Source organism: Pseudomonas sp. 8 R 14, from assembly GCF_900005955.1.
Lineage (GTDB): Bacteria > Pseudomonadota > Gammaproteobacteria > Pseudomonadales > Pseudomonadaceae > Aquipseudomonas > Aquipseudomonas marginalis.
Genome location: NZ_CVTH01000045.1, coordinates 45,584 through 71,257 on the forward strand (window position 1 = coordinate 45,584; position 25,674 = coordinate 71,257).

Annotated in this window: 19 protein-coding genes and 4 tRNA genes; 20 read left to right on the plus strand and 3 right to left on the minus strand. The window is 60.9% G+C overall.

Annotated features, from left to right (window positions below; all coding sequences use genetic code 11):
- Positions 1–61: 61 nt before the first annotated feature.
- Positions 62–1,258: an amino acid aminotransferase gene (locus BFQ01_RS09590; protein WP_065925082.1), complete on the minus strand. Its 1,197-nt coding sequence runs from the start codon at positions 1,256–1,258 to the stop codon at positions 62–64.
- A 342-nt stretch (positions 1,259–1,600) separates the two neighbouring features.
- Between BFQ01_RS09590 and uvrB the strand changes: the two genes are divergently transcribed.
- The 13 genes from uvrB (at position 1,601) to BFQ01_RS09655 (ending at position 13,317) form a co-directional block, all read left to right on the plus strand.
- On the plus strand, positions 1,601–3,616 hold the full coding sequence (gene uvrB, locus BFQ01_RS09595) for an excinuclease ABC subunit UvrB (RefSeq protein ID WP_065925083.1): 2,016 nt from the start codon (positions 1,601–1,603) through the stop codon (positions 3,614–3,616).
- Positions 3,617–4,056: 440 nt separating this feature from the next.
- Entirely contained in the window at positions 4,057–5,538 is a 1,482-nt protein-coding gene (gene gltX, locus BFQ01_RS09600) for a glutamate--tRNA ligase (RefSeq protein WP_065925084.1), read from the plus strand.
- A gap of 147 nt (positions 5,539–5,685) precedes the next feature.
- Positions 5,686–5,761, plus strand: a tRNA-Ala gene (locus BFQ01_RS09605).
- Between the two features lie 78 nt (positions 5,762–5,839).
- Positions 5,840–5,915, plus strand: a tRNA-Glu gene (locus tag BFQ01_RS09610).
- Positions 5,916–5,965: 50 nt separating this feature from the next.
- Positions 5,966–6,041 (plus strand) — tRNA-Ala (locus BFQ01_RS09615).
- An 80-nt stretch (positions 6,042–6,121) separates the two neighbouring features.
- A tRNA-Glu gene (locus tag BFQ01_RS09620) sits at positions 6,122–6,197 on the plus strand.
- Between the two features lie 182 nt (positions 6,198–6,379).
- Positions 6,380–6,919, plus strand: coding sequence for a TetR/AcrR family transcriptional regulator (locus BFQ01_RS09625; protein ID WP_027604060.1), 540 nt, complete (start codon positions 6,380–6,382; stop codon positions 6,917–6,919).
- A 14-nt stretch (positions 6,920–6,933) separates the two neighbouring features.
- Positions 6,934–7,767: an alpha/beta hydrolase gene (locus tag BFQ01_RS09630; protein WP_065925085.1), complete on the plus strand. Its 834-nt coding sequence runs from the start codon at positions 6,934–6,936 to the stop codon at positions 7,765–7,767.
- A 39-nt stretch (positions 7,768–7,806) separates the two neighbouring features.
- Positions 7,807–8,241, plus strand: a complete 435-nt coding sequence (locus tag BFQ01_RS09635; protein WP_065925086.1) for an acyl-CoA thioesterase — start codon at positions 7,807–7,809, stop codon at positions 8,239–8,241.
- A gap of 55 nt (positions 8,242–8,296) precedes the next feature.
- Positions 8,297–9,256 (plus strand): tRNA dihydrouridine synthase, encoded by a 960-nt coding sequence (locus tag BFQ01_RS09640; RefSeq protein WP_065925087.1) that lies wholly within the window; start codon positions 8,297–8,299, stop codon positions 9,254–9,256.
- 489 nt (positions 9,257–9,745) lie between these two features.
- Positions 9,746–10,936, plus strand: coding sequence for a hypothetical protein (locus BFQ01_RS09645; RefSeq protein ID WP_141691264.1), 1,191 nt, complete (start codon positions 9,746–9,748; stop codon positions 10,934–10,936).
- A 97-nt stretch (positions 10,937–11,033) separates the two neighbouring features.
- Complete coding sequence (locus BFQ01_RS09650) at positions 11,034–11,990, plus strand: hypothetical protein (protein WP_141691265.1); 957 nt, start codon at positions 11,034–11,036, stop codon at positions 11,988–11,990.
- A gap of 70 nt (positions 11,991–12,060) precedes the next feature.
- A complete protein-coding gene (locus tag BFQ01_RS09655; protein WP_065925089.1) occupies positions 12,061–13,317 on the plus strand; it encodes a hypothetical protein in 1,257 nt (418 codons plus the stop codon).
- A gap of 3 nt (positions 13,318–13,320) precedes the next feature.
- Here the strand turns inward: BFQ01_RS09655 and BFQ01_RS09660 are convergent, their stop codons facing one another.
- The gene (locus tag BFQ01_RS09660; protein WP_065925090.1) at positions 13,321–16,599 is read right to left on the minus strand and encodes an EAL domain-containing protein; all 3,279 of its coding nucleotides are present in this window, start codon (positions 16,597–16,599) and stop codon (positions 13,321–13,323) included.
- Positions 16,600–16,665: 66 nt separating this feature from the next.
- Positions 16,666–17,556 (minus strand): LysR family transcriptional regulator, encoded by an 891-nt coding sequence (locus tag BFQ01_RS09665; RefSeq protein WP_065925091.1) that lies wholly within the window; start codon positions 17,554–17,556, stop codon positions 16,666–16,668.
- Positions 17,557–17,696: 140 nt separating this feature from the next.
- Here BFQ01_RS09665 and leuC point away from each other — a divergent pair, with 140 nt between their 5' ends.
- From leuC to BFQ01_RS09700, 7 genes are all read left to right on the plus strand, one after another.
- On the plus strand, positions 17,697–19,115 hold the full coding sequence (gene leuC, locus BFQ01_RS09670; RefSeq protein ID WP_027604068.1) for a 3-isopropylmalate dehydratase large subunit: 1,419 nt from the start codon (positions 17,697–17,699) through the stop codon (positions 19,113–19,115).
- Positions 19,116–19,125: 10 nt separating this feature from the next.
- A complete protein-coding gene (gene leuD, locus BFQ01_RS09675; RefSeq protein ID WP_065925092.1) occupies positions 19,126–19,770 on the plus strand; it encodes a 3-isopropylmalate dehydratase small subunit in 645 nt (214 codons plus the stop codon).
- A 47-nt stretch (positions 19,771–19,817) separates the two neighbouring features.
- Positions 19,818–20,582: a class I SAM-dependent methyltransferase gene (locus BFQ01_RS09680; protein ID WP_065925093.1), complete on the plus strand. Its 765-nt coding sequence runs from the start codon at positions 19,818–19,820 to the stop codon at positions 20,580–20,582.
- A gap of 52 nt (positions 20,583–20,634) precedes the next feature.
- Positions 20,635–21,717 (plus strand): 3-isopropylmalate dehydrogenase, encoded by a 1,083-nt coding sequence (gene leuB, locus BFQ01_RS09685; protein ID WP_017530190.1) that lies wholly within the window; start codon positions 20,635–20,637, stop codon positions 21,715–21,717.
- A gap of 64 nt (positions 21,718–21,781) precedes the next feature.
- Positions 21,782–22,894: an aspartate-semialdehyde dehydrogenase gene (asd, locus tag BFQ01_RS09690; RefSeq protein ID WP_027604071.1), complete on the plus strand. Its 1,113-nt coding sequence runs from the start codon at positions 21,782–21,784 to the stop codon at positions 22,892–22,894.
- Between the two features lie 488 nt (positions 22,895–23,382).
- Positions 23,383–24,393, plus strand: a complete 1,011-nt coding sequence (locus tag BFQ01_RS09695) for an aspartate-semialdehyde dehydrogenase (RefSeq protein ID WP_065925094.1) — start codon at positions 23,383–23,385, stop codon at positions 24,391–24,393.
- Between the two features lie 163 nt (positions 24,394–24,556).
- The coding region (locus BFQ01_RS09700) for a type IV pilus assembly protein FimV (protein WP_176718741.1) at positions 24,557–25,674 on the plus strand (1,118 nt) is incomplete at its 3' end.

The following is a 25,674-nucleotide window of genomic DNA, read 5'->3' on the forward strand; positions in this document are numbered from 1 at the left end:
TGGGTTCGCCAATAAAAAGGGGGAAGCCATCGGCTTCCCCCTTCGTATGACGCCGTCAGGCTTATAGAACCTGAACAATCGCCTTTGTTACCGCAGCAATGTTCGACTGGTTCAACGCCGCCACGCAGATACGCCCGGTATCCAGCGCGTAGATACCAAACTCGCTGCGCAGGCGGGTGACTTGCTCAACGGTCAGGCCGGAGTAGGAGAACATCCCGCGTTGGCGACCGACGAAGCTGAAGTCGTGGCCCGGAGCAGCCTTGGCCAGCTCGGCAACCATCTGCTCACGCATGCCACGGATGCGCAGGCGCATCTCGGCCAGTTCGGCTTCCCACTGGGCGCGCAGCTCAGGGCTGTTCAGCACCGCGGCAACAATCGCTGCGCCATGGGTTGGCGGGTTGGAGTAGTTGGTGCGGATCACGCGCTTGACCTGGGACAGGATGCGCGCGCTTTCTTCCTTGGAGTCACCGACGATGGACAACGCGCCCACACGCTCGCCGTACAGGGAGAACGACTTGGAGAACGAGCTGGAGACAAAGAAGGTCAGGCCCGATTCGGCGAACAGGCGCACGGCGGCGGCGTCTTCGTGGATACCGTCGCCAAAGCCCTGGTAGGCCATGTCGAGGAACGGCACCAGGTTCCTGGCCTTGACCACGTCCAGCACGTTCTGCCAGTCGGCCGGGCTCAGGTCGACGCCGGTCGGGTTATGGCAGCAGGCGTGCAGCACCACGATGGACTGGGGCGGCAGGGCGTTGAGGTCTTCGAGCAGGCCGGCACGGTTCACGTCGTGGGTGGCGGCGTCGTAGTAGCGGTAGTTCTGCACCGGGAAACCGGCGGTTTCGAACAGGGCGCGGTGGTTTTCCCAGCTCGGGTCGCTGATCGCAACGACGGCGCCTGGCAGCAATTGCTTGAGGAAGTCTGCACCCAGCTTCAGGGCGCCGGTGCCGCCTACCGCTTGTACGGTGGTGACGCGGCCAGCGTTCAGCAGTGGCGATTCAGCGCCGAACAGCAGGGTCTGCACGGCCTTGTCGTAGGCGGCGATGCCGTCGATCGGCAAGTAGCCACGGGCGGCGTGTTGCGCCACGCGAATGGCTTCCGCTTCGGCAACGGCACGCAAGAGTGGAATCTTCCCCTCCTCGTTGCAGTAAACGCCCACGCCAAGGTTAACCTTGGTGGTTCGTGTATCGGCGTTGAATGCTTCGTTGAGGCCCAGGATTGGATCGCGTGGTGCCATTTCGACAGCGGAGAACAGGCTCATTTTGCGGCAGCTCTATGGGGGAAGGGAGGGACGTGTCGCGCTCCAGCCGAATGCACTAGAGCGGTGCACAAACGGGGAGCTAGTATAGAGGCCATCACCGCTGAGGGCGACAACCGAAACGGCTTTTCGGCCAAGTTTTTCGGTTTATTTGCCGACCGTTAGTCTTATTGCAACATTGATCAACCACGGCAGGCAGGACGATTGCCTTGAAACCCGTCACATTCGCCACCACTTCTACAGCTATCATGGTTTTTTCCTACGACCCGCTCTGAAACTTCGCGGGTTGTGGTCTTTTTCGTCCCCGACGGGTTTACAGTCTGGGGTGACTTCAAGAGGTACGTTATGTCGGATTTCCAACTAGTCACCCGCTTTGAACCTGCCGGCGACCAGCCCGAGGCCATTCGCCAGATGGTCGAAGGCATCGAGGCCGGCCTGGCGCACCAGACGCTGCTCGGGGTGACCGGTTCGGGCAAGACCTTCAGCATCGCCAACGTGATTGCGCAGATCAACCGCCCCACGCTGGTGCTGGCCCCGAACAAGACCCTGGCCGCGCAGTTGTACGGCGAGTTCAAGGCGTTCTTCCCGAACAACGCGGTGGAATACTTCGTTTCCTACTACGACTACTACCAGCCCGAAGCGTATGTGCCGTCCTCCGATACCTTTATCGAGAAGGATGCGTCGATCAACGACCACATCGAGCAGATGCGGCTGTCGGCGACCAAGGCGTTGCTGGAGCGCAAGGACGCGATCATCGTCACCACGGTGTCGTGCATCTATGGCCTGGGCAGCCCGGAAACCTATTTGAAGATGGTGCTGCACGTCGACCGCGGCGATAAACTCGACCAGCGCGAGCTGCTGCGCCGCCTGACCAGCCTGCAGTACACCCGCAACGACATGGATTTTGCCCGCGCCACCTTCCGCGTGCGTGGCGATGTGATCGACATCTACCCGGCCGAATCCGACCTGGAGGCGATCCGCATCGAGCTGTTTGACGATGAAGTCGAGAGCCTGTCGGCCTTCGATCCGTTGACCGGCGAAGTGATCCGCAAGCTGCCGCGCTTCACCTTCTATCCGAAAAGCCACTACGTGACCCCGCGCGAAACCCTGATGGGCGCCATCGAGGGTATCAAGGTCGAGCTGGCCGAGCGCCTGGAGTACCTGCGCGCCAACAACAAGCTGGTGGAAGCCCAGCGTTTGGAGCAACGCACGCGCTTTGACCTGGAGATGATCCTCGAGCTGGGCTACTGCAACGGCATCGAAAACTACTCGCGCTACCTCTCGGGCCGTGAGTCCGGCGCGCCGCCGCCGACCCTCTACGACTACCTGCCAGACGACGCACTGCTGGTGATCGACGAGTCCCACGTCAGCGTGCCGCAAGTGGGCGCGATGTATAAGGGCGACCGCTCGCGTAAGGAAACCCTGGTGGAGTACGGCTTCCGCCTGCCGTCGGCACTGGATAACCGGCCGATGCGCTTCGACGAGTGGGAAGCCATCAGCCCGCAGACCATCTTTGTGTCGGCCACGCCGGGCAACTATGAGGCCGAGCATGCCGGCCGTGTGATCGAGCAACTGGTGCGTCCCACCGGCCTGGTCGACCCGGAAATCGAAATCCGCCCGGCGCTGACCCAGGTGGATGACCTGTTGTCGGAGATCCATAAACGTGTGGCCCTGGAAGAGCGGGTGCTGGTCACCACGCTGACCAAGCGCATGTCCGAAGACTTGACCGACTACCTCGCCGACCACGGCGTGCGCGTGCGTTACCTGCACTCGGACATCGACACCGTGGAGCGCGTGGAAATCATCCGCGACCTGCGCCTGGGCACCTTTGATGTGCTGGTGGGCATCAACCTGCTGCGCGAAGGCCTGGACATGCCGGAAGTGTCGCTGGTGGCAATCCTCGATGCAGACAAGGAGGGCTTCCTGCGCTCTGAACGCTCGCTGATCCAAACCATCGGTCGTGCGGCGCGTAACCTCAATGGCCGGGCGATTCTCTACGCGGATCGCATCACCGGTTCCATGGAGCGGGCGATTGGCGAGACGCAACGCCGTCGCGACAAGCAGATTGCCTTCAACCTGGAAAACGGCATTACGCCCAAAGGCGTGTTCAAGGACGTTGCCGACATCATGGAAGGCGCCACCGTGCCGGGCTCGCGCAGCAAGAAGCGCAAGGGCATGGCCAAGGCCGCCGAGGAAAGCGCCAAGTACGAAAACGAACTGCGCTCGCCGAGTGAGATCACCAAGCGGATTCGCCAGTTGGAAGAGAAAATGTACCAGTTGGCGCGGGACCTGGAGTTTGAAGCTGCGGCGCAGACTCGGGATGAGATTGGCAAGTTGCGTGAGCGGTTGCTGGCTGTCTGATCTGCGGTGACTAGACTGGCCTCATCGGGGCATAGGCATCTACACAACTCTTAAAGGCTGACACATAACTCTGTGGTGAGCGGGCTTGCCCCGCGCTGGGCTGCGAAGCAGCCCCAGTAAAGAAGAACGCGGTGTATCAGGCACTCTGTAGAGGCTGGTTTTGGGGCTGCTTCGCAGCCCAGCGCGGGCGGTGCGACGATTCGACAAGCCCGCTCACCACAGAAGCCTAATTGCCATAGATTCCGTATTCACTGGAAGTTGTGTAGATACCCATGCTCATCGGGGGCAAGCCCCCTCCCACATTTGACGGTGCTCACAAGTCAAAGTGTGGGAGGGGGCTTGCCCCCGATGGTTGCGCCTCGGTTTTCCAGAAATCACCCAGGCTGTTACCATTCGCCCCTTGTTTCAATTTCAGTTATATCGCCCATTCGAGACCTGCCATGACCACCGTCCGCACGCGCATCGCGCCATCGCCTACTGGGGATCCCCACGTCGGCACTGCCTACATCGCCTTGTTCAACTACTGCTTTGCCAAGCAGCACGGCGGTGAATTCATCCTGCGGATCGAGGACACCGACCAACTGCGCTCCACCCGTGAGTCGGAACAGCAGATTTTCGATGCCCTGCGCTGGTTGGGCATTACCTGGGCCGAAGGCCCGGACGTAGGCGGCCCGCACGGTCCGTATCGCCAGAGCGAGCGCAGCGACATCTACAAGCAGTACACCCAGCAACTGGTCGACATGGGCCATGCGTTCCCATGCTTCTGCACCGCTGAAGAACTCGACCAGATGCGCGCGGAGCAACAGGCCCGTGGCGAAACCCCGCGCTACGATGGCCGCGCATTGCTGCTGTCGAAAGAGGAGGTGGCTGCCCGCCTGGCCGCCGGTGAACCTCACGTTATCCGCATGAAGGTGCCGAGCGAAGGCGTGTGCGTGGTGCCGGACATGCTGCGCGGTGATGTCGAAATCCCGTGGGACCGCATGGACATGCAGGTGTTGATGAAGACCGACGGCCTGCCGACGTACTTCCTGGCCAACGTGGTCGACGACCACCTGATGGGCATCACCCACGTATTGCGGGGTGAAGAATGGCTGCCATCGGCGCCGAAGCTGATCCTTCTCTACGAATACTTCGGCTGGGAACAACCGCAGCTGTGCTACATGCCGCTGCTGCGTAACCCGGACAAGAGCAAGCTGTCCAAGCGCAAGAACCCGACCTCGGTGACGTTCTACGAGCGCATGGGCTTCATGCCTGAAGCGATGCTCAACTACCTGGGCCGCATGGGCTGGTCGATGCCGGACGAGCGTGAGAAGTTCTCGCTGCAGGAAATGGTCGATAACTTTGACCTGTCCCGCGTGTCGCTGGGCGGGCCGATCTTCGATATCGAGAAACTCTCGTGGCTCAATGGCCAGTGGCTGCGTGATCTGCCGGTGGAAGAATTCGCCAGCCGCGTGCAGCAATGGGCGCTGAACCCTGAATACATGATGAAGATCGCGCCACTGGTGCAGGGCAGGGTGGAGACGTTCAGCCAGGTTGCCCCGTTGGCCAGCTTCTTCTTTGCCGGTGGTGTGAACCCGGATACCAGGCTGTTCGAATCCAAGAAGCTCTCGGGCGATCAGGTGCGCCAGTTGATGCAACTGATCCTGTGGAAGCTGGAAAGCCTGCGCCAGTGGGAGAAGGATGCGATCACTGCGACGATCCAGGCGGTGGTGGAATCCCTTGAGTTGAAATTGCGCGATGCCATGCCGCTGATGTTTGCCGCGATCACCGGGCAGGCCAGTTCGGTGTCGGTGCTGGATGCGATGGAAATTCTCGGCCCGGACCTGACCCGTTTCCGCCTGCGCCAAGCCCTTGATTTGCTTGGTGGTGTATCGAAGAAAGAAAACAAAGAGTGGGAAAAGCTGTTGGGCGCTATCGCTTAAGCAGTCCATTGCAGCGACGAAACCCAGGTTTTCCGGGGTTTCGTCGGTAAGTGATTGTTATCCCGGCAAAAAATTTTGGAAAATGTTGAAAATAAATTTGACACCTTTCCAAACCGCCATTAAGATTCGCCCCGTCCTCACCGATGAGGGGCTATAGCTCAGCTGGGAGAGCGCTTGCATGGCATGCAAGAGGTCAACGGTTCGATCCCGTTTAGCTCCACCAATCTACAGGTTCAAGGTCTGGCCACACCGTCCTTGAATCGATCAGCTCTCAGCGCTGGTCAGTTGTACAGAAGGTTTTGTCCCCTTCGTCTAGTGGCCTAGGACACCGCCCTTTCACGGCGGTAACAGGGGTTCGAGTCCCCTAGGGGACGCCAGTTTCAACAAGCAGTTCGAAAGGTCTGCTGCGCCGCGAGGCGAAAAATCCGGGGCTATAGCTCAGCTGGGAGAGCGCTTGCATGGCATGCAAGAGGTCAACGGTTCGATCCCGTTTAGCTCCACCAATTTACAGGTTCAAGGTCTGGCCACACCATCCTTGAATCAGATCAGTTCTCAGCGCTGATCAGGTGTATAGAAGGTTTGTGTCCCCTTCGTCTAGTGGCCTAGGACACCGCCCTTTCACGGCGGTAACAGGGGTTCGAGTCCCCTAGGGGACGCCACGATTACCCGCTCTGCGGGATTTTTAAGGGTCATTCAATTATTGAATGGCCCTTTTGTTTGTCTGGCGTTTGGCCAATTCTCTCCCCCCATTCCCTTTGCTTTGCTGACCAGTGGTCATGCTTGTCGCTTGCCAAATATTATTATGGTAATAATATTCAACCCATGAAAGTCGGAGGCAACGATGAGCGATAAAAAAGCGCAAACCCGCGAACGTATTCTGCAAGCCGCCAGCGCTGCATTGACCCAGCGTGGTCCGGCCGAGCCTAGTGTGGGCGAAGTCATGGGCGCGGCGGGGCTGACCGTCGGTGGTTTCTACGCACACTTTGAAAGCAAGGACGCCTTGATGCTGGAGGCGTTCACCCAGTTGTTGGCGCGGCGGCGTGCATCTATCGACGATATGGACGCACAGCTGACGGGAGAAGAGCGCAGGGGCCTGGTGGCGGCGTTTTATCTGTCACGCAAGCACCGCGATTCAACAGTCCAGGCATGCCCGATACCGGCCACAGTGGGCGAGATGGCGCGGCTGCCGGACGCCTTCCGCGAGGCGCTGAGCGAGCATGTGGAACTGATGGCGGCCCAGCTTGCCGCGAGTCCCGAAGACACTGACAAAGCCTTGGCTGATATGGCGTTGATGATCGGCGGGCTGGCCTTGGCGCGTGCCCTGGGGCCGGGCGAGTTGTCGGACCGAGTGTTACGCGCGGCCAAGTCGGCTGTGCGTTAGAAGAGGGTGCGAGGATGGGCGCGTTAACCTGGATTCGTCGCTTCAACGGCACCGTTGGACACCTGGCACCGCAAACCGTGGCCAACAAGATGCGGCGTGCCTTCATGACGCCGCGCGACCTGCCGCCACGTGACTGGGAGCTGCCGCTGCTGGCGCAATCGGAGCGCATCACCTTGCGTTTCGGTCTGTCGGCCCTGCGCTGGGGCCAAGGCCCTGCGGTGTTGTTGATGCACGGCTGGGAAGGCCGGCCAACCCAGTTCGCCAGCTTGATCACCGCGTTGGTAGGCAACGGTTACGCCGTGATTGCCCTGGACGGTCCGGCCCATGGTCGTTCGCCGGGACGGGAAGCTCACGTGCTGCTGTTCGCCCGAGCCATGCTGGAGGCGGCTGCCGAACTGCCGCCGCTGCACGCCGTGATCGGGCATTCCATGGGCGGCGCCAGTGCGATGCTGGCAGTGCAGTTGGGGCTGCGTACCGAGGCGTTGGTGAGCATCGCCGCCCCGTCGCGCTTCCTGGATGTGCTGCGCGGCTTTACCACGATGGTCGGTCTGCCGGCGCGGGCACGCTCGGCGTTTATCCAGGAGGTGGAGCTGGCGTTCGGAATGCCGCTCAAGCACTTGGATGTGGCGCACTACCAAATGAACATCCCTGGCCTGGTCGTGCACGCCGAGGACGATACCTTTGTTCCGGTCAAGGCGTCTCAAGCCATCCACGAAGCCTGGTTCGACAGCCGCCTGCTGCGCCTGGAGCAGGGCGGGCACCAGAAAGTGCTGGCCGATCCCCGGGTGATCGAGGGCGTACTGGCGCTGTTGGCCGGCCGTCGTCTACAGGACCGGCAAACCGCCTGATACACTGCTCCCGCCGACATCAATCGACTGGAGCAAGGCATGGGCTGGGATTTGGCAACGCCGTTTATCATCGATCTGCAGGTCGCCCCTGAAGACATCGACGGCCTGGGGCACGCCAATAACGCGGTGTACGTGTCCTGGCTCGAGCGCTGCGCCTGGCGCCATTCCCAGCGTCTGGGGCTGGACCTCACCGAGTACCGCCGCCTGGACCGTGCCATGGCCGTGGTGCGCCATGAAATCGATTACCTCGCGGCAGGCTACGAAGGCGACGAGTTGCAGTTGGCCACCTGGATCGTCGATTGGGACCGGCGCCTGAAGATGACCCGTCGTTTCCAGCTGGTACGCCCGCGTGACGGTGCCACCTTGCTGCGGGCGCACACCACCTTTGTCTGCATCGAATTGTCCAGCGGCAGGCCCAAGCGCATGCCGGCCGAATTTCTCGACGGTTATGGTCCCGCCCTGACAGGGGGTTAACGGTTGCCGCGGGAAACCCAGTAAACTGCGCCACGATTTTTGTTGAGTGTTTTCCATGCAAATTGCTTTGGCGCCCATGGAGGGGTTGGTCGACAACATCCTGCGGGACGTGTTGACCCGCGTGGGCGGTATCGACTGGTGCGTGACCGAGTTCATCCGCGTCAACGACCGCTTGCTCACCCCGGCGTATTTCCACAAGCTCGCCCCGGAACTGCTGCACGGTGCCCACACCGCAGCCGGTGTGCCGTTGCGCGTGCAATTGCTCGGTTCCGACCCGGTATGCCTGGCGGAAAACGCCGCCCTGGCCTGCGAGCTGGGTTCCGAGGTGATCGATCTGAACTTCGGCTGCCCGGCCAAGACCGTCAATAAATCCCGCGGCGGTGCGGTGCTGCTCAAGGAGCCGGAGCTGCTCAACCAGATCGTCGAACACGTGCGTCGTGCCGTGCCTGCCCATATCCCGGTGACCGCCAAGATGCGCCTGGGCTTCGACAGCCCGGATGGCGCGCTGGTGTGTGCCACGGCCCTGGCCGAAGGCGGTGCGGCGCATATCGTGGTGCATGCGCGCACCAAGACCGATGGCTACAAACCGCCCGCCCACTGGGAGTGGATTCCGCGTGTGCAGGAGGTGGTCAAGGTGCCGGTGTTCGCCAACGGCGATATCTGGAGCGTCGAAGACTGGCGGCGCTGTCGGGAGATCAGTGGTGTCGAAGACATCATGCTCGGTCGCGGCCTGGTGGCGCGCCCGGACCTGGCCCGGCAAATCGCCGCCGCGCGTGCAGGCGAAGACGTCGTGGAAATGACCTGGGCGCAAATGCAACCCATGCTCCAGGACTTCTGGACCCAGTCGGTCGCACAGTTGACCGAGCGCCAGGCCCCTGGCCGGTTGAAGCAGTGGCTGGCAATGCTGACGCGCAACTACCCCGAAGCTGTCGCGCTGTTTACCGCGTTGCGCCGCGAGACCGAACTGGAGCAGGTCAGCCGGTTGTTGGGGATGGATACTCCGGTCGCAGCCTGACCTCTTAAAGCGCTGTGTCGAACGCCTGATATGTTTCACAGAAGGCTCCTTGTCGAAAGACAAGGAGCCTTCTGCGTTTAAAAGTCTTTGGATAATGACTGAATCATTCTGCATGTTTTGGTGACTGTTCCTGCGACGCTTTGATGATTGCGGGTGGATGTTCTGTGCGTGTGAATTATCACAGTTCAACTATTAGTGGTGTATTCAGTTATGTCTCTTAATTGCATGTCCAGCACTTTATGAGTGGGTATGTCTGTTAGTGCGGCGCCGGTGTGCGATGAATCAAGGTTTTCTTGGAATGACCATGGGGTAAAGTCTGAAAGTTCGCGTTGGTTTCCTTATGTGAGGCGCGATTTCTGGAACTCGATAGTCTCACGCTCCACGAAGTAGGGACTGTAAGGCAGCGCTGTTGTTTTCCAGTATCTATAAATCCTATCGCCACTCCTGGTGTTAACCGCCGGGGAGGGGCGCCCACTAAGGAGCGTATTTATGTCCATCTCGATTAATGGTTCACCCTCTGTAAAGGTTGAGACCCCGCGTCACCACTTGCTGCCATCGACACCTCTTAAAACCAATGAACCGCTGAGTTCTTCCAAGGCGGATCCAGTATGGATTTCGCCTGCGCTTCGGCCTGACGTCGCCCGAGCGCCTCACGGTGAAATGATGATCAACGCCGGAGCATTTTCAAAATTGTTCGACATGCTTGAGCAAGTCTTCAAAACCATGCGTGAGATGGTGTCGGTGAGAAACATGACGCCTGCCCTGACCACACATTCCGATAAAACACCCAAGCACACGCCGGATATGACGACCCAGTTGAAAGCAAAGGCGGAACCAGCCAAGTTGCCAGGGACCACCCCGGACTTGGCGACCCAATTGAAAGTGAAGGGGGAACCAGGCACAACGCCCAGGGCTACATCGGATACGACGAATCAGCTGACAGTGAAAGTCGACAAAGGGACGCTTCAGTCGGTCCCTGTGCCCCGTGTCAACGTGAGCAACGACTCGAATGCGCAGGTCAAGGTGGAACTCAATATCGGCAATTGTCACTGTCCTGATACCCATGTGGAGCGCGACGGAGGACGGGTCAATCCTCCTTCGGTGCCCACCCCCGGGGTGACTCCACAACCCGATGCCAAGGTGCCGCCCATCAGGCCTGAGGTACGGCTTAATGCTCACCCGGTGCACAGGCTCGACGTGACTCCACGGCACGACACCAAGATGCCGGACAACAGGGCGACGGATACGAAGCTGCCGGACACCAAGTTGCCTGGTACCAAGGTGCCGGACACCAAGGTGCCAGACGCCAAGGTGCCGGACACCAAGCTGCCGGACACCAAGTTGCCGGACGCCAAGTTGTCGGACACCAAGTTGCCGGACGCCAAGTTGTCGGACACCAAGGTGCCGGACACCAAGGCTCCTGACGCCAAGGTGACACCACCCTCCAAAGCCAAGTCCTCAGGCATCCATCCTGGCGCGCTGCACCGGCTTGAATCGACGCCCCTGCCCGGGACGACGCCGCAATCTGACACAAAGGCCGTGACCTCGACCGATAACAAGCAGAAGGATATTCCAGATCAGCCAAAGCCCGAAGCGGATGTCACCAGTCCTGGCCCTGCTGAAAATGAGAATGACTTCAAGGGATGGGGCTTTATCAACCGTCGTCGGTTAGGAAACTGATTCCTGCCATTGCGTCGAAACTTCTTGGATAAATAAAACGGTGTTTCTCCGGGCGGCACAGCGCTTGGAGAAATACTCAGAAAGTGGAGTGAACACCATGTCGTATTGTTCGATTCATAATATTGCGCGCGTAGTGAATGTTCGTCTGGCGTATAACAGAAACTTGCCGGCGGCCGTCAACGAACCTGCACCTTCCTATCGATTTAAATCTATCGAGTTTGGCACAGGCGCTGCATCTGTTACCGCAGGCGGGCCACGCGGTCAGGCGGCGATAGGAGCCGATCCAGATCCGGCTGCCAGCGTTATTACGTTGTTCACTTCGTTTTTTACGCAGTTATTTAATCTTCTAACGAGTAAAACGGATAAGTTGGTTCCCGATAGTACGCCGCGCCCTCAGGTAAATCCGACCGTCGAGCCCGTCGTGCCGCCGGAGCCGCAACCCAAACAGTATGTGCCTATACCGAACCTGTCGGATAAACGTAATGGCGCAAAACCTGACAATATCTGGAGTGGGTTTCGTCAAGGCCCGGATGGTAACTGTGTCACGGTATCGGCCATCAAGGCAGCCATGTACAAGTTCGGCCAAAGTCCAACGGATATCTATAAACAGGTGACCAAGACAAGTGATGGTTACCGGGTGACGATGCGCGATGATTTTGTACTTAACTTGACGGATCAAGAGTTAAAAATTGGCGCCGCGGCTTCGCGTTTTATCGGCCGTGATAAAGGCATGCTCAAGGACGCGCAATTCCTGTTCGCCGTCAGTGCCAAGCGTGCACAGATGGAAAACAACGACGGCTGGGCGAACCGCAGTTATACCGCCGGAGTGAGAAGCTTGAACAATGGTGAGGATGAGTATGGGCCTGGCGAGGGTTTCCTGCGTCTGGGCCTCAGGAAGCACATGAAGAGGGTGAGTGTGCGAGATCTCGCCAGAGGGCAGCTGGGCATGTGCAATCGAGCCTTCCATTCCGTGGCGGTGATCAATGGCCGCGAAGAGATGTATGGGCGCCAGGGTTCCGCACCGACCCGTGGGGACGCCATCGCATTGGTGTGATGTGCGCGTGCAAGAGGTGCGGCCAGTGCCCTGGCTGTACGTTTTCGTCCAGCCTTGAGTGAGCAGTCCGATGAACACTTTGATTGAGGGGCATCGCACGGTCATGGCAAAACGGCTGCCTGAGCATGGTTCAAGTATTGTCCGCTCCGGGGCCGGGATGAGCCTTGATGGGCCCGTGAATGCATTCGCAGCCGCCGAGCGTCGATTCGGCGAAAATAGGGACTGCAGTACTCACGTGGCGGTTATCAAACTGATGATGATGACCCTCGGCCCGCGTCCCTCCGATGTTTTCCAGCAGGTAACCCAAGCGGGTGAAGGTTATGCCGTCACCATGAAGGATCAATACAGGGTGCATGTGTCCCAGGCAGAGCTTGAGCAGGTCACCCGGGCGTCAAGGTTCACAGGGCAGGACCCTGATGCGCTGAAGCACGCCAACTTCATGTTGGCGGCCTTTGTAAAGCGCAAGCAGCAACTGGGCGGCTACGCGACGTTCGACGCCGCCCTGGCGAAGACCCTTGAGGGCGAGACAAGCAAGCGTTGCCTGGAGGGAATGGGCGTGTATGGGTTGTCGCGATGGGTTGCCGCTCGCGACATGGTCGGCAGGGATTTGGCCTGGGTCCGCCAGACCCATGACTTCGGAGCGGCGCTCGTGGTGGGCGGCGCCAATCACACGCACGGCGAAGGTTACGGTTATGTGCTGTTTGATGATCGTGAGACGCCACCGCAGCGTGACAGGGGCCTGGCTCAGGTATCGGAAAGTATCCGGCACGCCGATATCTGGAGCGGTTTTTATCAAGGTGTGGAGGGCAATTGCGTGACGGTGTCGGCGATCAAGGCGGCTATCACCCGTTTCCCCGAAGGCATCTACACGGCCATCTACAGAACGCCAGCCGGATGCGAAGTGACCATGCGTGATGGCTTCCGGTTGCGCTTGAGCCATGAGGAACTGAGGCAGGCTACCGCCGCGTCGAACTTCTATGGCAGCAACCCGGTATTGCTGGATTACGCCAACTTCCTCTATGCCTGCAGCGCCAAGCGGGCGCAGTTGGAGAACAACGATTTCCGTGCGGGGAGAAGCTTTACGGCGGCCCTGGAAACCCTCAACGATGGCGAATACCCCGGTGAGGCTCTCCAGCGCCTGGGCCTGTTCGGTTACATCCGTAACGGCACTGTCGAGGAGTTGGTCAACGGTGCAATCGGTACGATTGCAGACGGTTGGCATTCCGTGGTGGTCGTCAAAGGGATGCTGGACCTGTATGGGCAAAAGTACGCCTTGAACGAGTCGCCCTGGCGGCGCAAAACGCTCACTGCGTTGAAGCTGGTGTAAGGGCTAGCCCAACAACCGCCGAAATCCTTCGATCGGCAGTGGCCGACTGTGCAAATACCCCTGGAACAAATGGCAGCCCAGCTTTTGCAGGAATGCCAGTTGTTCCGGGGTTTCCACGCCTTCGGCAATCACTGTCAGGTTCAGGCTGCGGGCCATGGCCACGATGGCGCGGATGATTTCGGCGTCGTTGGGGTCATGGGTCGCGTCGCGTACGAAGGACTGGTCGATCTTCAGTGCATCCACCGGCAGGCGCTTGAGGTACGTCAGCGATGAGTAGCCGGTACCGAAGTCATCCATGGCAAAACTGACACCGAGCTTTTTCAGGCGGCGCATCTTCGCCACGGTGTCGTCCAGGTTCTGAATCACGATGCCTTCGGTGATTTCCAGTTTCAGCAGGTTGCAGGGCAGTTGATGCCGCTTGAGGCTGCGCTCCACCCGTTCGACAAAGTCGTTCTGGCGAAACTGCCGGGGGCTGATGTTCACGCACAGGCTGAAATTCAACGGGTCCACCAAGCCTTCGGCAATCAGCTGTGCAAAGGCGGCGCAGGCCTCATCGAGGATCCAGGTACCCACTTCGAGGATCAGGCCGCTGTCTTCCAGGACCTTGATGAATTCGGACGGCGACTGCGCGCCCAACTGCGGATGCTGCCAACGCACCAGGGCCTCGGCGCCGACGATCTTGTTGCCGCGCGCATCCACCTGGGGCTGGTAATGCACGCTGAACTCGCCGCGCGACAGGGCCAGGCGCAGGTCGGTTTCCATGCGCAGGCGCTCGCTGGCGGCCTTTTGCATGCTGTTGTGGAACATCTGCGTGGTGTTGCGCCCCGAATCCTTGGCCCGGTACAGGGCGATGTCGGCGCGCTTGAGCAGGTCCGCCGGGGTGGTGCCATGGTCGGGAATCAACGCCACGCCGATGCTTGGCGTGACCTGCAGGCGATGGCCATCGAGGAACATCGGCTCCGAAAGCAATTCGCGCAGGGTATCGGCCAGTTCCTGCACCTGGGTGCTGACTTGAGTGCGCGTACCATCCAGGCCGCTGAGCAGTACCACGAACTCATCGCCGCCCAGGCGCGCCACCGTGTCCTCCATGCGCACGCTGGCTTCCAGGCGCGCGGTGACGATTTTCAGCACGGTGTCGCCCACCGGGTGGCCGAGGGAATCGTTGATGTGCTTGAAATGGTCGAGGTCGAGAAACAGCAGGGCACCGCGCAGGTTATGGCGCTTGAGCAAGGCGATCTGTTGGCTCAGGCGATCCATCAGCAGCGCGCGGTTGGGCAGGTTGGTCAGCGGGTCGTGATAGGCCAGGTGACGGATCTGCGCCTGGGCGTTTTTCAGCAGGCTCACGTCCCGCGCGGTCAGCAGCAGGCACGGGGTTTCATTGAGGGTGATCGGCTCGACCGAGACTTCTACCGCCAATACGTCGCCGCGCTTGTTGTGCCAGAGCATTTCCAGGTGAGGGATGCGCCCTTTGATCTGCAATTCGGCCAACAAGGCGGAACGCTGGTTTTCATCGGCCCAGATGCCGATCTGGTACAGCGTCAGGCCGATGGCTTCTTCGGCACGGTAGCCGGTGAGGCGGCAGAAGCCATCGTTGACCTCCACATAACGGCCGGTGTCGCGCTCGGTGATGGAGATGGCGTCGGGGCTGGAATGGAAGGCCTTGGCGAATTTTTCCTCGCTGGCCTTCAGCGCGGCCTCCGAGCGTTGTTGCTGGGTGATGTCGCGCAAGGTGGTGACGATGCACGGCTGGTCGCCCACCTTGATCAGCCGGCTGGAAATCATGCAGGTCAGGGTTTGGCCGTTCTTGTGGTGCACCACGATGGCCACATTGCTCAACGCCTGGTCGCGAATCACCTGTTCGATACGCTGCAGGCGCTTGCTTGACTCGTCCCACAGGCCGATCTGCTCGGCGCTCTTGTCGATCACCTCGGCCGCCGTCCAGCCAAACGTCTGGGTGAAGGCGGGGTTGATCTCGATGAACCCGCCACTGTCCAGGCAGGTGACGCAGATGGGATCGGGGCTGGCCTGGAACAGGCTGGCGAACTTTTCTTCGGAGGCGGTCAGGCGTTGTTCGCGTTCCACCTGGTCGGTGATGTCCAGCAGGGTGCCGGCCATGCGCAGCGGCGCCCCTTGCTCGTCGCGGTAGAGGCGGGCGCGGCTTTCCAGGTAGCGCGAGCTGCCGTCTTCCACTGGCACGCGGTAAGTGAGTTGGTAATTGCCGGCCGGGCCTTCGCGCAGGGTGCGATAAGCGTTGCGCATGTTCTCGCGCTCTTGCCTGGGCATGCCCTCGAAAAACGCCTCGAAGGATTCATGGAAGGGCTCGGGTGGCAGGCCGTGCAGTTGAGCGGCGCGGGCCGAGCCGTAGAGCATGCCGGTGGGGATATGCCAGTCCCAGGTGCCCAGTTGCGCCGAGTCCAGGGCCAGGTCCAGGCGCTCCTGGCTGTCCTTGAGGGCATTTTCGGCGTTTTTGCGCTCGGTGGTGTCGAGAAAGGTGCTGAGCAAATAAGCCTCGCCCTCCAGTTCGACCTTTTGTGCACTGAGGGTGCCATCGTGGATCTGGCCGTTGCTGGCGCAGAACTGCACTTCCATGGTGATGGGTTCACCCTTGCGCTGGGTGGCCAGGACCAGCTGCGCACGTTGTTCGGGGTGCCTCCACAGGCCCAGGTCCAGGGTGGTGCGGCCGATGGCATCGGCCACCGGCCAGCCGAAGAGCATCTCGAAATACTGGTTGGCTTCGCTGATCAGGCCGTCGGACTGGCGGGTCAACAGCACCATGTTCGGGCACAGGTGAAACAGCGTGGCGAAGCGTTTTTCGGAATGGCTGAGGGCGTGCTCCCGCTCGCGCTGGCGAGTGGTTTCGCGGATCACGCCGATCATGCGGCGCCGACCGGCCTTGTCCGGTGCCAGGCTGCCGTTGATCTCCAACCAGTGATGGGTGCCGTCCGGCCATTGGATGTGATGGTGCATGGCCTGCTCGAACGGCTCGCCGGCCAGTACCGCATGAAAGGCTCGCACCACCCGGGAGCGATCCGAGGGCGCCAGCAGGTCGAGGTAGTCCAGGTCCTTGGGCAGTGGTTGGCGCGGGTCGAAGCCGAACAGCGCCTGGGTGCCCCGTGACCAGCTGATACGGCCCGTGTCGATTTCCCAGCACCACGCGCCCAGCCGGGCAGCATTCAGGGCTGCCAGCAGTTGCGGGGCGCTGTCCCAGCTTTGTTCCGCCTGCTGGGGGTCCAGAGCGTAGATACGGGGCAGGGGAGGCAGAGGGTCGACAGGGTTGCGCATTATCAAAGGGCCTTGGCTCGATGGGCAAACAGCGCGGTTTTATTCACAACCTGGGGCCGCACGGCGTCATACCGGTATCACTGGCAGATCCACCTGTGCATCCAACAGGCTCATGAACGCCCGCGCAGCGTTCGACAGCGTCCTTTCGGTGTGCACGATATAGCCTAGCTGGCGACTGAGTTGTATGCCCGGCAAAGCGATACTCGCCACCTGATCATCGAGCATGGTGCGCGGCAAGACGCTCCAGGCCAGGCCGATGGAGACCATCATCTTGATGGTTTCCAGGTAGTTAGTACTCATTGCGATGTTCGGGGTAAGGCCCTGGGCCTCGAACAGTCGGCTGACAATATGGTGGGTAAAGGTATTACCGCCAGGGAAAACCGCCGGGTGGCCGGCAATATCGGCCAGGCTGACGTCGCGGTTGCCGGTGAGGCTGTGCTCCGGCGCCACCACGAAATCCAGCGGGTCGTCCCACACCGGGGTGGCGCGTACCAGGTGATGGGGGGCGGGCGCCAGGGTGATCACTGCCACTTCGGCGCGGCCGTGGAGGATTTCTTCGTAGGCCACTTCCGAATCGAGAAACTGAATATCCAGCGCCACATTCGGGTATTCCCGGGTGAAGGTACGCAGGATCGGAGGCAAACGATGCAGGCCGATATGGTGGCTGGTGGCTAAGGTCAGGCGGCCGCTGACTTCTCCGGTGAGATTGGTGAGGGCGCGGCGGGTGTCGTCCAGCACGTTGAGAATCTGATAAGCGCGCGGCAGCAAGGCCCGGCCGGCTTCGGTCAGGCCGACTTCACGGCCCAGGCGATCGAACAGTCGCACCTTCAATTGCTGTTCCAGGCCGGCGATGCGCTTGCTGATGGCCGGTTGGGTCAGGTGCAGGCGTTCACCGGCACCTGAGAAGCTGCCGGTCTCGGCGATGGCAATAAAGGCATTGAGGTTGGCCAGGTCCATGGGTGTATTCCAGTTGGTAATCCAAAGCATAAAAAATATGAATTTGAGTTATTTAATGTAGCGCCATACCATCAGCCTCACAAGCCAAAGGGTTATTGAAAAGCCCGGCGCATAGAAACACCGCTGATGAGGACCGACTGATGGCCGGCAAAACGCTTTACGACAAGCTTTGGGATTCCCATGAAGTGAAACGGCGCGACGATGGCTCGTCGCTGATCTATATCGACCGTCACATCATCCATGAAGTGACCTCGCCCCAAGCGTTCGAAGGCCTGCGGCTGGCCGGGCGCAAGCCCTGGCGCGTCGACTCGATCATCGCCACCCCGGACCACAACGTGCCGACCACCCCGGAGCGCAAGGGCGGGATCGATGCCATTGTCGACACCGTGTCGCGTTTGCAGGTCCAGACTCTCGACGACTACTGCGACGAATATGGCATCACCGAATTCAAGATGAATGACGTGCGTCAAGGGATCGTCCACGTGATCGGCCCGGAGCAGGGCGCCACCTTGCCGGGCATGACCGTGGTCTGCGGCGACTCCCACACCTCCACCCACGGTGCGTTTGGCGCCCTGGCCCACGGCATCGGCACCTCGGAGGTGGAGCATGTGTTCGCCACCCAGTGCCTGGTCGCCAAGAAAATGAAGAACATGCTGGTGCGTGTCGAAGGCACCTTGCCGTTCGGCGTGACCGCCAAGGACATCGTGCTCGCCGTGATCGGCAAGATCGGCACCGCCGGCGGTAACGGCCATGCCATCGAGTTCGCCGGCAGCGCCATTCGCGACCTGTCCATCGAAGGCCGCATGACCATTTGCAACATGTCCATCGAAGCCGGTGCTCGCGTGGGCATGGTGGCGGCGGACGAGAAAACCGTTGAATACGTGAAGGGGCGCCCATTTGCACCGCAAGGCGCCGATTGGGACGCCGCGGTTGAAGCCTGGAAAGACCTGGTGTCAGACGCCGATGCGGTGTTCGACACCGTGGTTGAACTCGATGCTGCCCAGATCAAGCCGCAGGTCAGCTGGGGCACTTCGCCGGAAATGGTCCTGGCCGTCGACCAGAACGTGCCGGACCCGGCGCAGGAAGCCGACCTGGTCAAGCGCGGTTCCATCGAGCGCGCCTTGAAGTACATGGGCTTGAAGGCCAACCAGGCGATCACCGACATACAGTTGGATCGCGTGTTTATCGGCTCCTGCACCAACTCGCGGATCGAAGACCTGCGCGCTGCGGCGGTTATCGCCAAGGGCCGCAAAGTCGCTTCGACCATCAAGCAGGCCATCGTGGTGCCAGGCTCGGGCCTGGTTAAAGCCCAGGCTGAAGCCGAAGGCCTGGACAAGATCTTCCTCGAAGCCGGTTTCGAGTGGCGTGAGCCGGGCTGCTCGATGTGCCTGGCGATGAACCCGGACCGCCTGGAGTCGGGCGAGCATTGCGCGTCGACCTCCAACCGTAACTTCGAAGGGCGTCAGGGCGCCGGTGGCCGTACCCACCTGGTCAGCCCCGCCATGGCCGCCGCCGCTGCCGTCAACGGTCGTTTCATCGACGTTCGCGAATTGATCTGAGGAAAACCCGATGAGAGCTTTTACCCAACACACCGGTTTGGTCGCGCCGTTGGACCGTGCCAACGTCGACACCGACCAGATCATCCCCAAGCAGTTCTTGAAGTCCATCAAACGCACCGGTTTCGGCCCCAACCTGTTCGACGAATGGCGCTACCTGGACGTGGGCTACGCCTACCAGGACAACTCCAAGCGCCCGCTGAACAAGGACTTCGTGCTCAACGCCGAGCGCTACCAGGGCGCCAGCGTGTTGCTGGCCCGGGAAAACTTCGGTTGCGGCTCCAGTCGCGAGCACGCGCCGTGGGCCCTGGAAGAATATGGCTTTCGCAGCATCATCGCGCCGAGCTATGCCGACATCTTCTTCAACAACAGCTTCAAGAACGGCCTGTTGCCGATCATCTTGACCGACGAAGAAGTCGACGAACTGTTCAAGCAAGTGGAAGCCGATGTGGGCTACCAGCTGACCATCGACCTGGCTGCGCAAACCGTGACCCGTCCGGACGGCAAGGTGTACCACTTTGAGGTGGACGCCTTCCGCAAGCACTGCCTGATCAACGGCCTGGACGATATCGGCCTGACCTTGCAGGACGGCGATGCGATTGCCGCGTTCGAAGCCAGGCACCGGGTGAGCCAGCCCTGGTTGTTTCGTGACGCATAAATTGATGTAGGCCGGTACCAGCAACACAACCCTTGAAGGATGCCACCATGACCAGCACCGCCCACACCCAAGTCGTGCAAAAACAATTCGGCGAACAGGCGTCTGCCTACCTGAGCAGTGCCGTGCACGCCCAAGGCACCGAATTTGCGCTGCTCCAGGCCGAACTGGTCGGGCAGGGCGGTGCACGACTGCTGGACCTGGGCTGCGGTGCCGGTCATGTGAGTTTCCATGTGGCGCCATTGGTCAAGGAGGTGGTGGCCTACGACCTGTCCCAGCAGATGCTCGATGTGGTGGCCGCCGCTGCGCAAGATCGCGGTCTCACCAATATCAGCACCGTAAACGGCGCCGCCGAGCGCCTGCCGTTTGCCGATGGCGAATTCGACTTCGTGTTCAGCCGTTATTCGGCGCACCATTGGAGCGACCTCGGCGTGGCCCTGCGCGAAGTGCGCCGCGTGCTCAAGCCGGGCGGCGTGGCGGCGTTTGTCGATGTCTTGTCACCGGGCAGCCCGTTGCTGGACACTTACCTGCAAACCGTCGAAGTGTTGCGCGACACCAGCCACGTGCGTGACTACTCCGCCGCCGAATGGATGCGCCAGCTCAGCGAAGCCGGTTTGCACGTACGCAACAGCAGCCGCCAGCGCCTGCGTCTGGAATACACCTCGTGGGTCGAACGCATGCGCACACCGCAAGTGCTGCGCGCCGCGATCCTGCAGCTGCAGCAGGCGATGGGCCAGGAAGTGCGCGATTACTACGAGATTCAGGCCGACGGCACCTTCAGCACCGACGTGCTGGTGGTCTGGGCCGAACGCTGATTAATTTTCCCGACCTGCCCACGGGCAGGTCGCTCGATGAAATGAGGAACCCATGAGCAAGCAGATTCTGATTCTCCCTGGCGACGGTATTGGTCCGGAAATCATGGCCGAAGCGGTCAAGGTCCTGGAGCTTGCCAACAGCAAGTACAGCCTGGGCTTCGAATTGAGCCACGACGTGATCGGCGGCGCTGCCATCGACAAGCACGGCGTGCCCCTGGCCGACGAAACCCTGGACCGCGCCCGCGCCGCCGATGCCGTGCTGCTGGGCGCCGTGGGTGGCCCGAAGTGGGACAAGATCGAGCGTGATATCCGCCCTGAGCGCGGCCTGCTGAAAATCCGCGCACAGCTGGGCCTGTTCGGCAACCTGCGCCCGGCGATCCTCTACCCGCAACTGGCCGATGCGTCGAGCCTGAAGCCGGAAGTGGTGGCGGGCCTGGACATCCTGATCGTGCGTGAACTGACCGGCGGTATCTACTTTGGCTCGCCACGGGGCGTGCGCGAGCTGGAGAATGGCGAGCGCCAGGCCTACGACACACTGCCGTACAGCGAGAGTGAAATCCGCCGTATCGCCCGCGTCGGTTTCGACATGGCCCGTGTGCGCGGCAAGAAGGTCTGCTCGGTGGACAAGGCCAACGTCCTGGCCTCCAGCCAGCTGTGGCGCGAAATCGTCGAAGAAGTGGCCAAGGATTACCCGGACGTCGAACTGAGCCACATGTACGTCGACAACGCCGCCATGCAATTGGTCCGTGCGCCGAAGCAGTTCGACGTGATCGTCACCGACAACCTGTTCGGCGACATCCTGTCCGACCAGGCCTCGATGCTCACCGGTTCCATCGGCATGCTGCCGTCGGCGTCCCTGGACACCAATAACAAGGGCATGTACGAGCCTTGCCACGGCTCGGCGCCGGACATCGCGGGCCAGGGCATTGCCAACCCGCTGGCGACCATCCTGTCGGTCTCGATGATGCTGCGTTACAGCTTCAACCTGAGCGACGCCGCGGATGCGATCGAGAAGGCCGTGAGCCTGGTGCTGGACCAGGGCCTGCGCACCGGCGACATCTGGTCGCAGGGTTGCACCAAGGTGGGTACGCAGGAAATGGGCGACGCAGTAGTCGCCGCGCTGCGGAATCTGTAATCTCTCGGGCCCGCTTGCAGTTGTTGCTGCAAGGCGGCCCACTTTTTAACAAGGTGTAGTTGCGATGAAACGTGTAGGTCTGATCGGTTGGCGCGGTATGGTCGGTTCCGTGCTCATGCAGCGGATGCTGGAAGAGCAGGATTTCGATCTTATTGAGCCGGTGTTTTTCACCACTTCGAACGTAGGTGGCCAAGGGCCGTCCGTGGGCAAGGATATTGCCCCGCTCAAGGACGCCTACAGCATTGAAGAGCTGAAGACCCTCGACGTGATCCTCACCTGCCAGGGTGGCGACTACACCAGCGAAGTCTTCCCCAAGCTGCGTGAAGCCGGCTGGCAGGGTTACTGGATCGACGCCGCCTCGAGCCTGCGCATGCAGGACGACGCCGTGATCATCCTCGATCCGGTCAACCGCAAGGTCATCGACCAGCAACTGGATGCCGGCACCAAGAATTATGTGGGCGGCAACTGCACCGTCAGTCTGATGCTGATGGGTCTGGGCGGTCTGTTCGAAGCCGGCCTGGTCGAGTGGATGAGCGCCATGACCTACCAGGCGGCGTCCGGCGCCGGCGCGCAGAACATGCGTGAGTTGATCAAGCAGATGGGCGCGACCCACGCCGCCGTCGCCGATCAACTGGCCGACCCGGCCAGCGCGATCCTCGACATCGACCGCCGTGTGGCCGAAGCCATGCGCAGCGATGCCTACCCGACCGAGAACTTCGGTGTGCCATTGGCCGGCAGCCTGATCCCGTGGATCGACAAAGAGCTGCCGAACGGCCAGAGCCGCGAAGAGTGGAAGGCCCAGGCCGAGACCAACAAGATCCTCGGCCGGTTCAAGAGCCCGATCCCGGTGGATGGCATCTGCGTGCGCATCGGCGCCATGCGCTGCCACAGCCAGGCGCTGACCATCAAGCTGAACAAAGACGTGCCGATCGCCGATATCGAAGGGCTGATCAGCCAGCACAACCCCTGGGTCAAGCTGGTGCCGAACAACCGCGACATCAGCATGCAGGAACTGAGCCCGACCAAGGTCACCGGCACCCTGAATGTACCGGTGGGCCGTCTGCGCAAGCTGAACATGGGCACCCAGTACCTGGGCGCATTCACCGTCGGCGACCAACTGCTGTGGGGCGCGGCCGAGCCGTTGCGTCGCATGTTGCGGATCTTGCTGGAGCGTTGATCGCTTGAAGCAATAATAGAAACCCGCGTTCTGGTGACAGGCGCGGGTTTTTTATTGTTCTTTCGGGCGCTATCAGGGCAAGCCCCCCCCCCCACAGTAAACAGCATTTCAAGGTTGGAACTCGGTTGAATGTGGGAGGGGCTTGCCCCCGATAGCCATGGGTATCTACACAACTCTTAAAGGCTGACACATAACTCTGTGGTGAGCGGGCTTGCCCCGCGCTGGGTTGCGAAGCAACCCCAAAACCTTCACCTCGATTGATTCTGGCACTCTGCGTTGACCTTATTGGGGCTGCTTCGCAACCCAGCGCGGGGCAAGCCCGCTCACCACAGAAGCCTAATTGCCATAGATTCCGTATTCACTGGAAGTTGTGTAGATACCTATGCCCCGATAGGGCCATCAGCCACTTCACCAGACCCAGGTTAATTGCCTCGCTCCCGGCCACCCGGTAAAGTGCCGCTCCCCCCGCAATGCCCGAGGCAGCCCCCATGACCCAGACCTTTGAAATTGCCGTGATCGGTGCCACCGGCACCGTTGGTGAAACCCTGGTGCAGATTCTCGAAGAGCTGGAATTCCCGGTGGGCACCCTGTACCTGCTGGCGAGCAGTAACTCTGCTGGCGCCTCGGTACCGTTTCGCGGCAAGAACGTACGGGTCAAGGAGGTCGACGAATTCGATTTCAGCAAGGTGCAACTGGCCTTCTTCGCCGCAGGCCCGGAAGTCACCCTGAGCTTCGCGCCGCGAGCCACGGCGGCGGGTTGCTCGGTGATCGACTTGTCGGGAGCCTTGCCCGCCGAGCAGGCGCCCCAGGTGGTGCCGGAAGCCAATGCCCACGTCCTCGACGGCCTGGAAAAACCGTTCCAGCTCGGCAGCCCGAGCCCGTCGGCCACCAACCTGGCGGTGGTGCTGGCGCCGTTGCGCGGCTTGCTGGACATCCAGCGTGTCGCCGTCACTGCCAGCCTGGCAGTGTCTGCCCAGGGCCGCGAAGCCGTCAGCGAATTGGCACGTCAGACCGCCGAGCTCCTGAATGTGCGCCCTCTGGAACCTAAGTTCTTTGACCGGCAAATGGCCTTCAACCTGTTGGCACAAGTCGGCACGCCAGACGCCCAAGGGCATACCACCCTGGAAAAGCGCCTGGTTCACGAACTGCGCGCAGTCCTGGAATTACCTTTGCTAAAGATTTCCGCAACTTGCGTTCAAGCCCCGGTGTTTTTTGGCGATAGCCTGACTGTGTCATTGCAATTGGGCGCGGCGGTCGATCTTGCCGCCGTCAACCGCGCATTGGAGGCCGCGCCGGGTATCGAGCTGGTAGAAGAGGGGGATTACCCTACAGCCGTGGGCGACGCAGTGGGCCAGGATGTGGTCTATGTAGGCCGGGTGCGCGCGGGAGTGGATGACGCGGCTGAACTAAATCTGTGGCTGACGTCAGATAACGTACGCAAGGGCGCCGCCCTTAACGCCGTGCAACTGGCGCAGTTGTTGATAAAACGCCTTGCGTAAAAGATACTTGGCGGCAATTTGTAGATTGATTCTAACCAGGCGCTATGCTTGGCCCCAAGCAGGAACAATTGCGCGTCGGTGACCTATCGGCTCGCCATGCCTTATGGCAAGCGGTTACCAACCTTCTCGCAGGCCGGGGAGTGTTCAAACAAAGGATGAGGCTATGGTTCAAGTTCGCAAACTGGTGTTAGCAATAGCGGCCGCCTCGGCGCTGTCCTCCGGTATGGCGCAGGCGCTCCAGTTGGGGGGAATGACCCTCAAGTCGAAGTTGAACCAGCCGTTGTCGGTGGAAATCGAATTGCTCGATGTCGGTGGCCTCACGGCGTCCGAGATCACCCCGAGCCTGGCCTCATCCCAGGCGTTCGTGGACGCGGGCGTCGATCGCCAGGCGTTTCTCGATGACCTGACGTTTACCCCGGTCATCAATCCCAGCGGTCGCAGCGTGGTGCGCGTCACCTCCAGCAAGCCGCTGCCGGATTCCTACGTACGTTTCCTGCTGCAGGTGCAATGGCCCAATGGCCGCTTGATGCGCGACTACAGCGTGTTGCTCGACCCTGCCAAGTTCGACCAGTCGGCTTCGACCCCCGCAGCACCTGCACCGCGCGTGGGAACGCCCGCCCGCAGTGCGCCCGCTGTGAGCAAGCCGGCCCAGCACACCACCACCTCCCGCGACACCCTGTGGGAAATTGCGCAGAAGCACCGCAATGGCGGCTCGGTGCAGCAGACCATGCTGGCCATTCAGGCACTCAATCCCGACGCCTTTATCGACGGCAATATCAACCGCCTGAAAACCGGCCAGGTGCTGCGCCTGCCGGACACCGTACAAAGCACGGCGTTGCCGCAGCCTCAGGCAATTGCCGAAGTGAGGGTACAAAATGCCGCCTGGCGCCAGGGTCGGCGCGGGGCGACCAATCAGGCGGCCGGTAAGCAGCAACTGGACGCCACCAAGCGTGCCCAGGCCGGCAATGCGCCGTCGACCACCAATACCCAGGACAACCTGAGCCTGGTCTCGGCTGAAGCAGCCAGGAAGGGCGGCAAGGGCAAGGCCGGTGACAGCCAGGTCTTGAGTGACAAGCTGGCGATGACCCAGGAGCAACTGGACACCACCCGCCGCGATAACGAAGAACTCAAGAGCCGTGCGGCAGATCTGCAAAGCCAGTTGGATAAACTGCAAAAGTTGATTCAACTGAAAAACGATCAACTGGCCCGTTTGCAGGCAGACAAAGGTGCCCCGGCCGTAGCGGCGACGGCAGCGATGCCCGCACAGCTGGCAAGCGACCC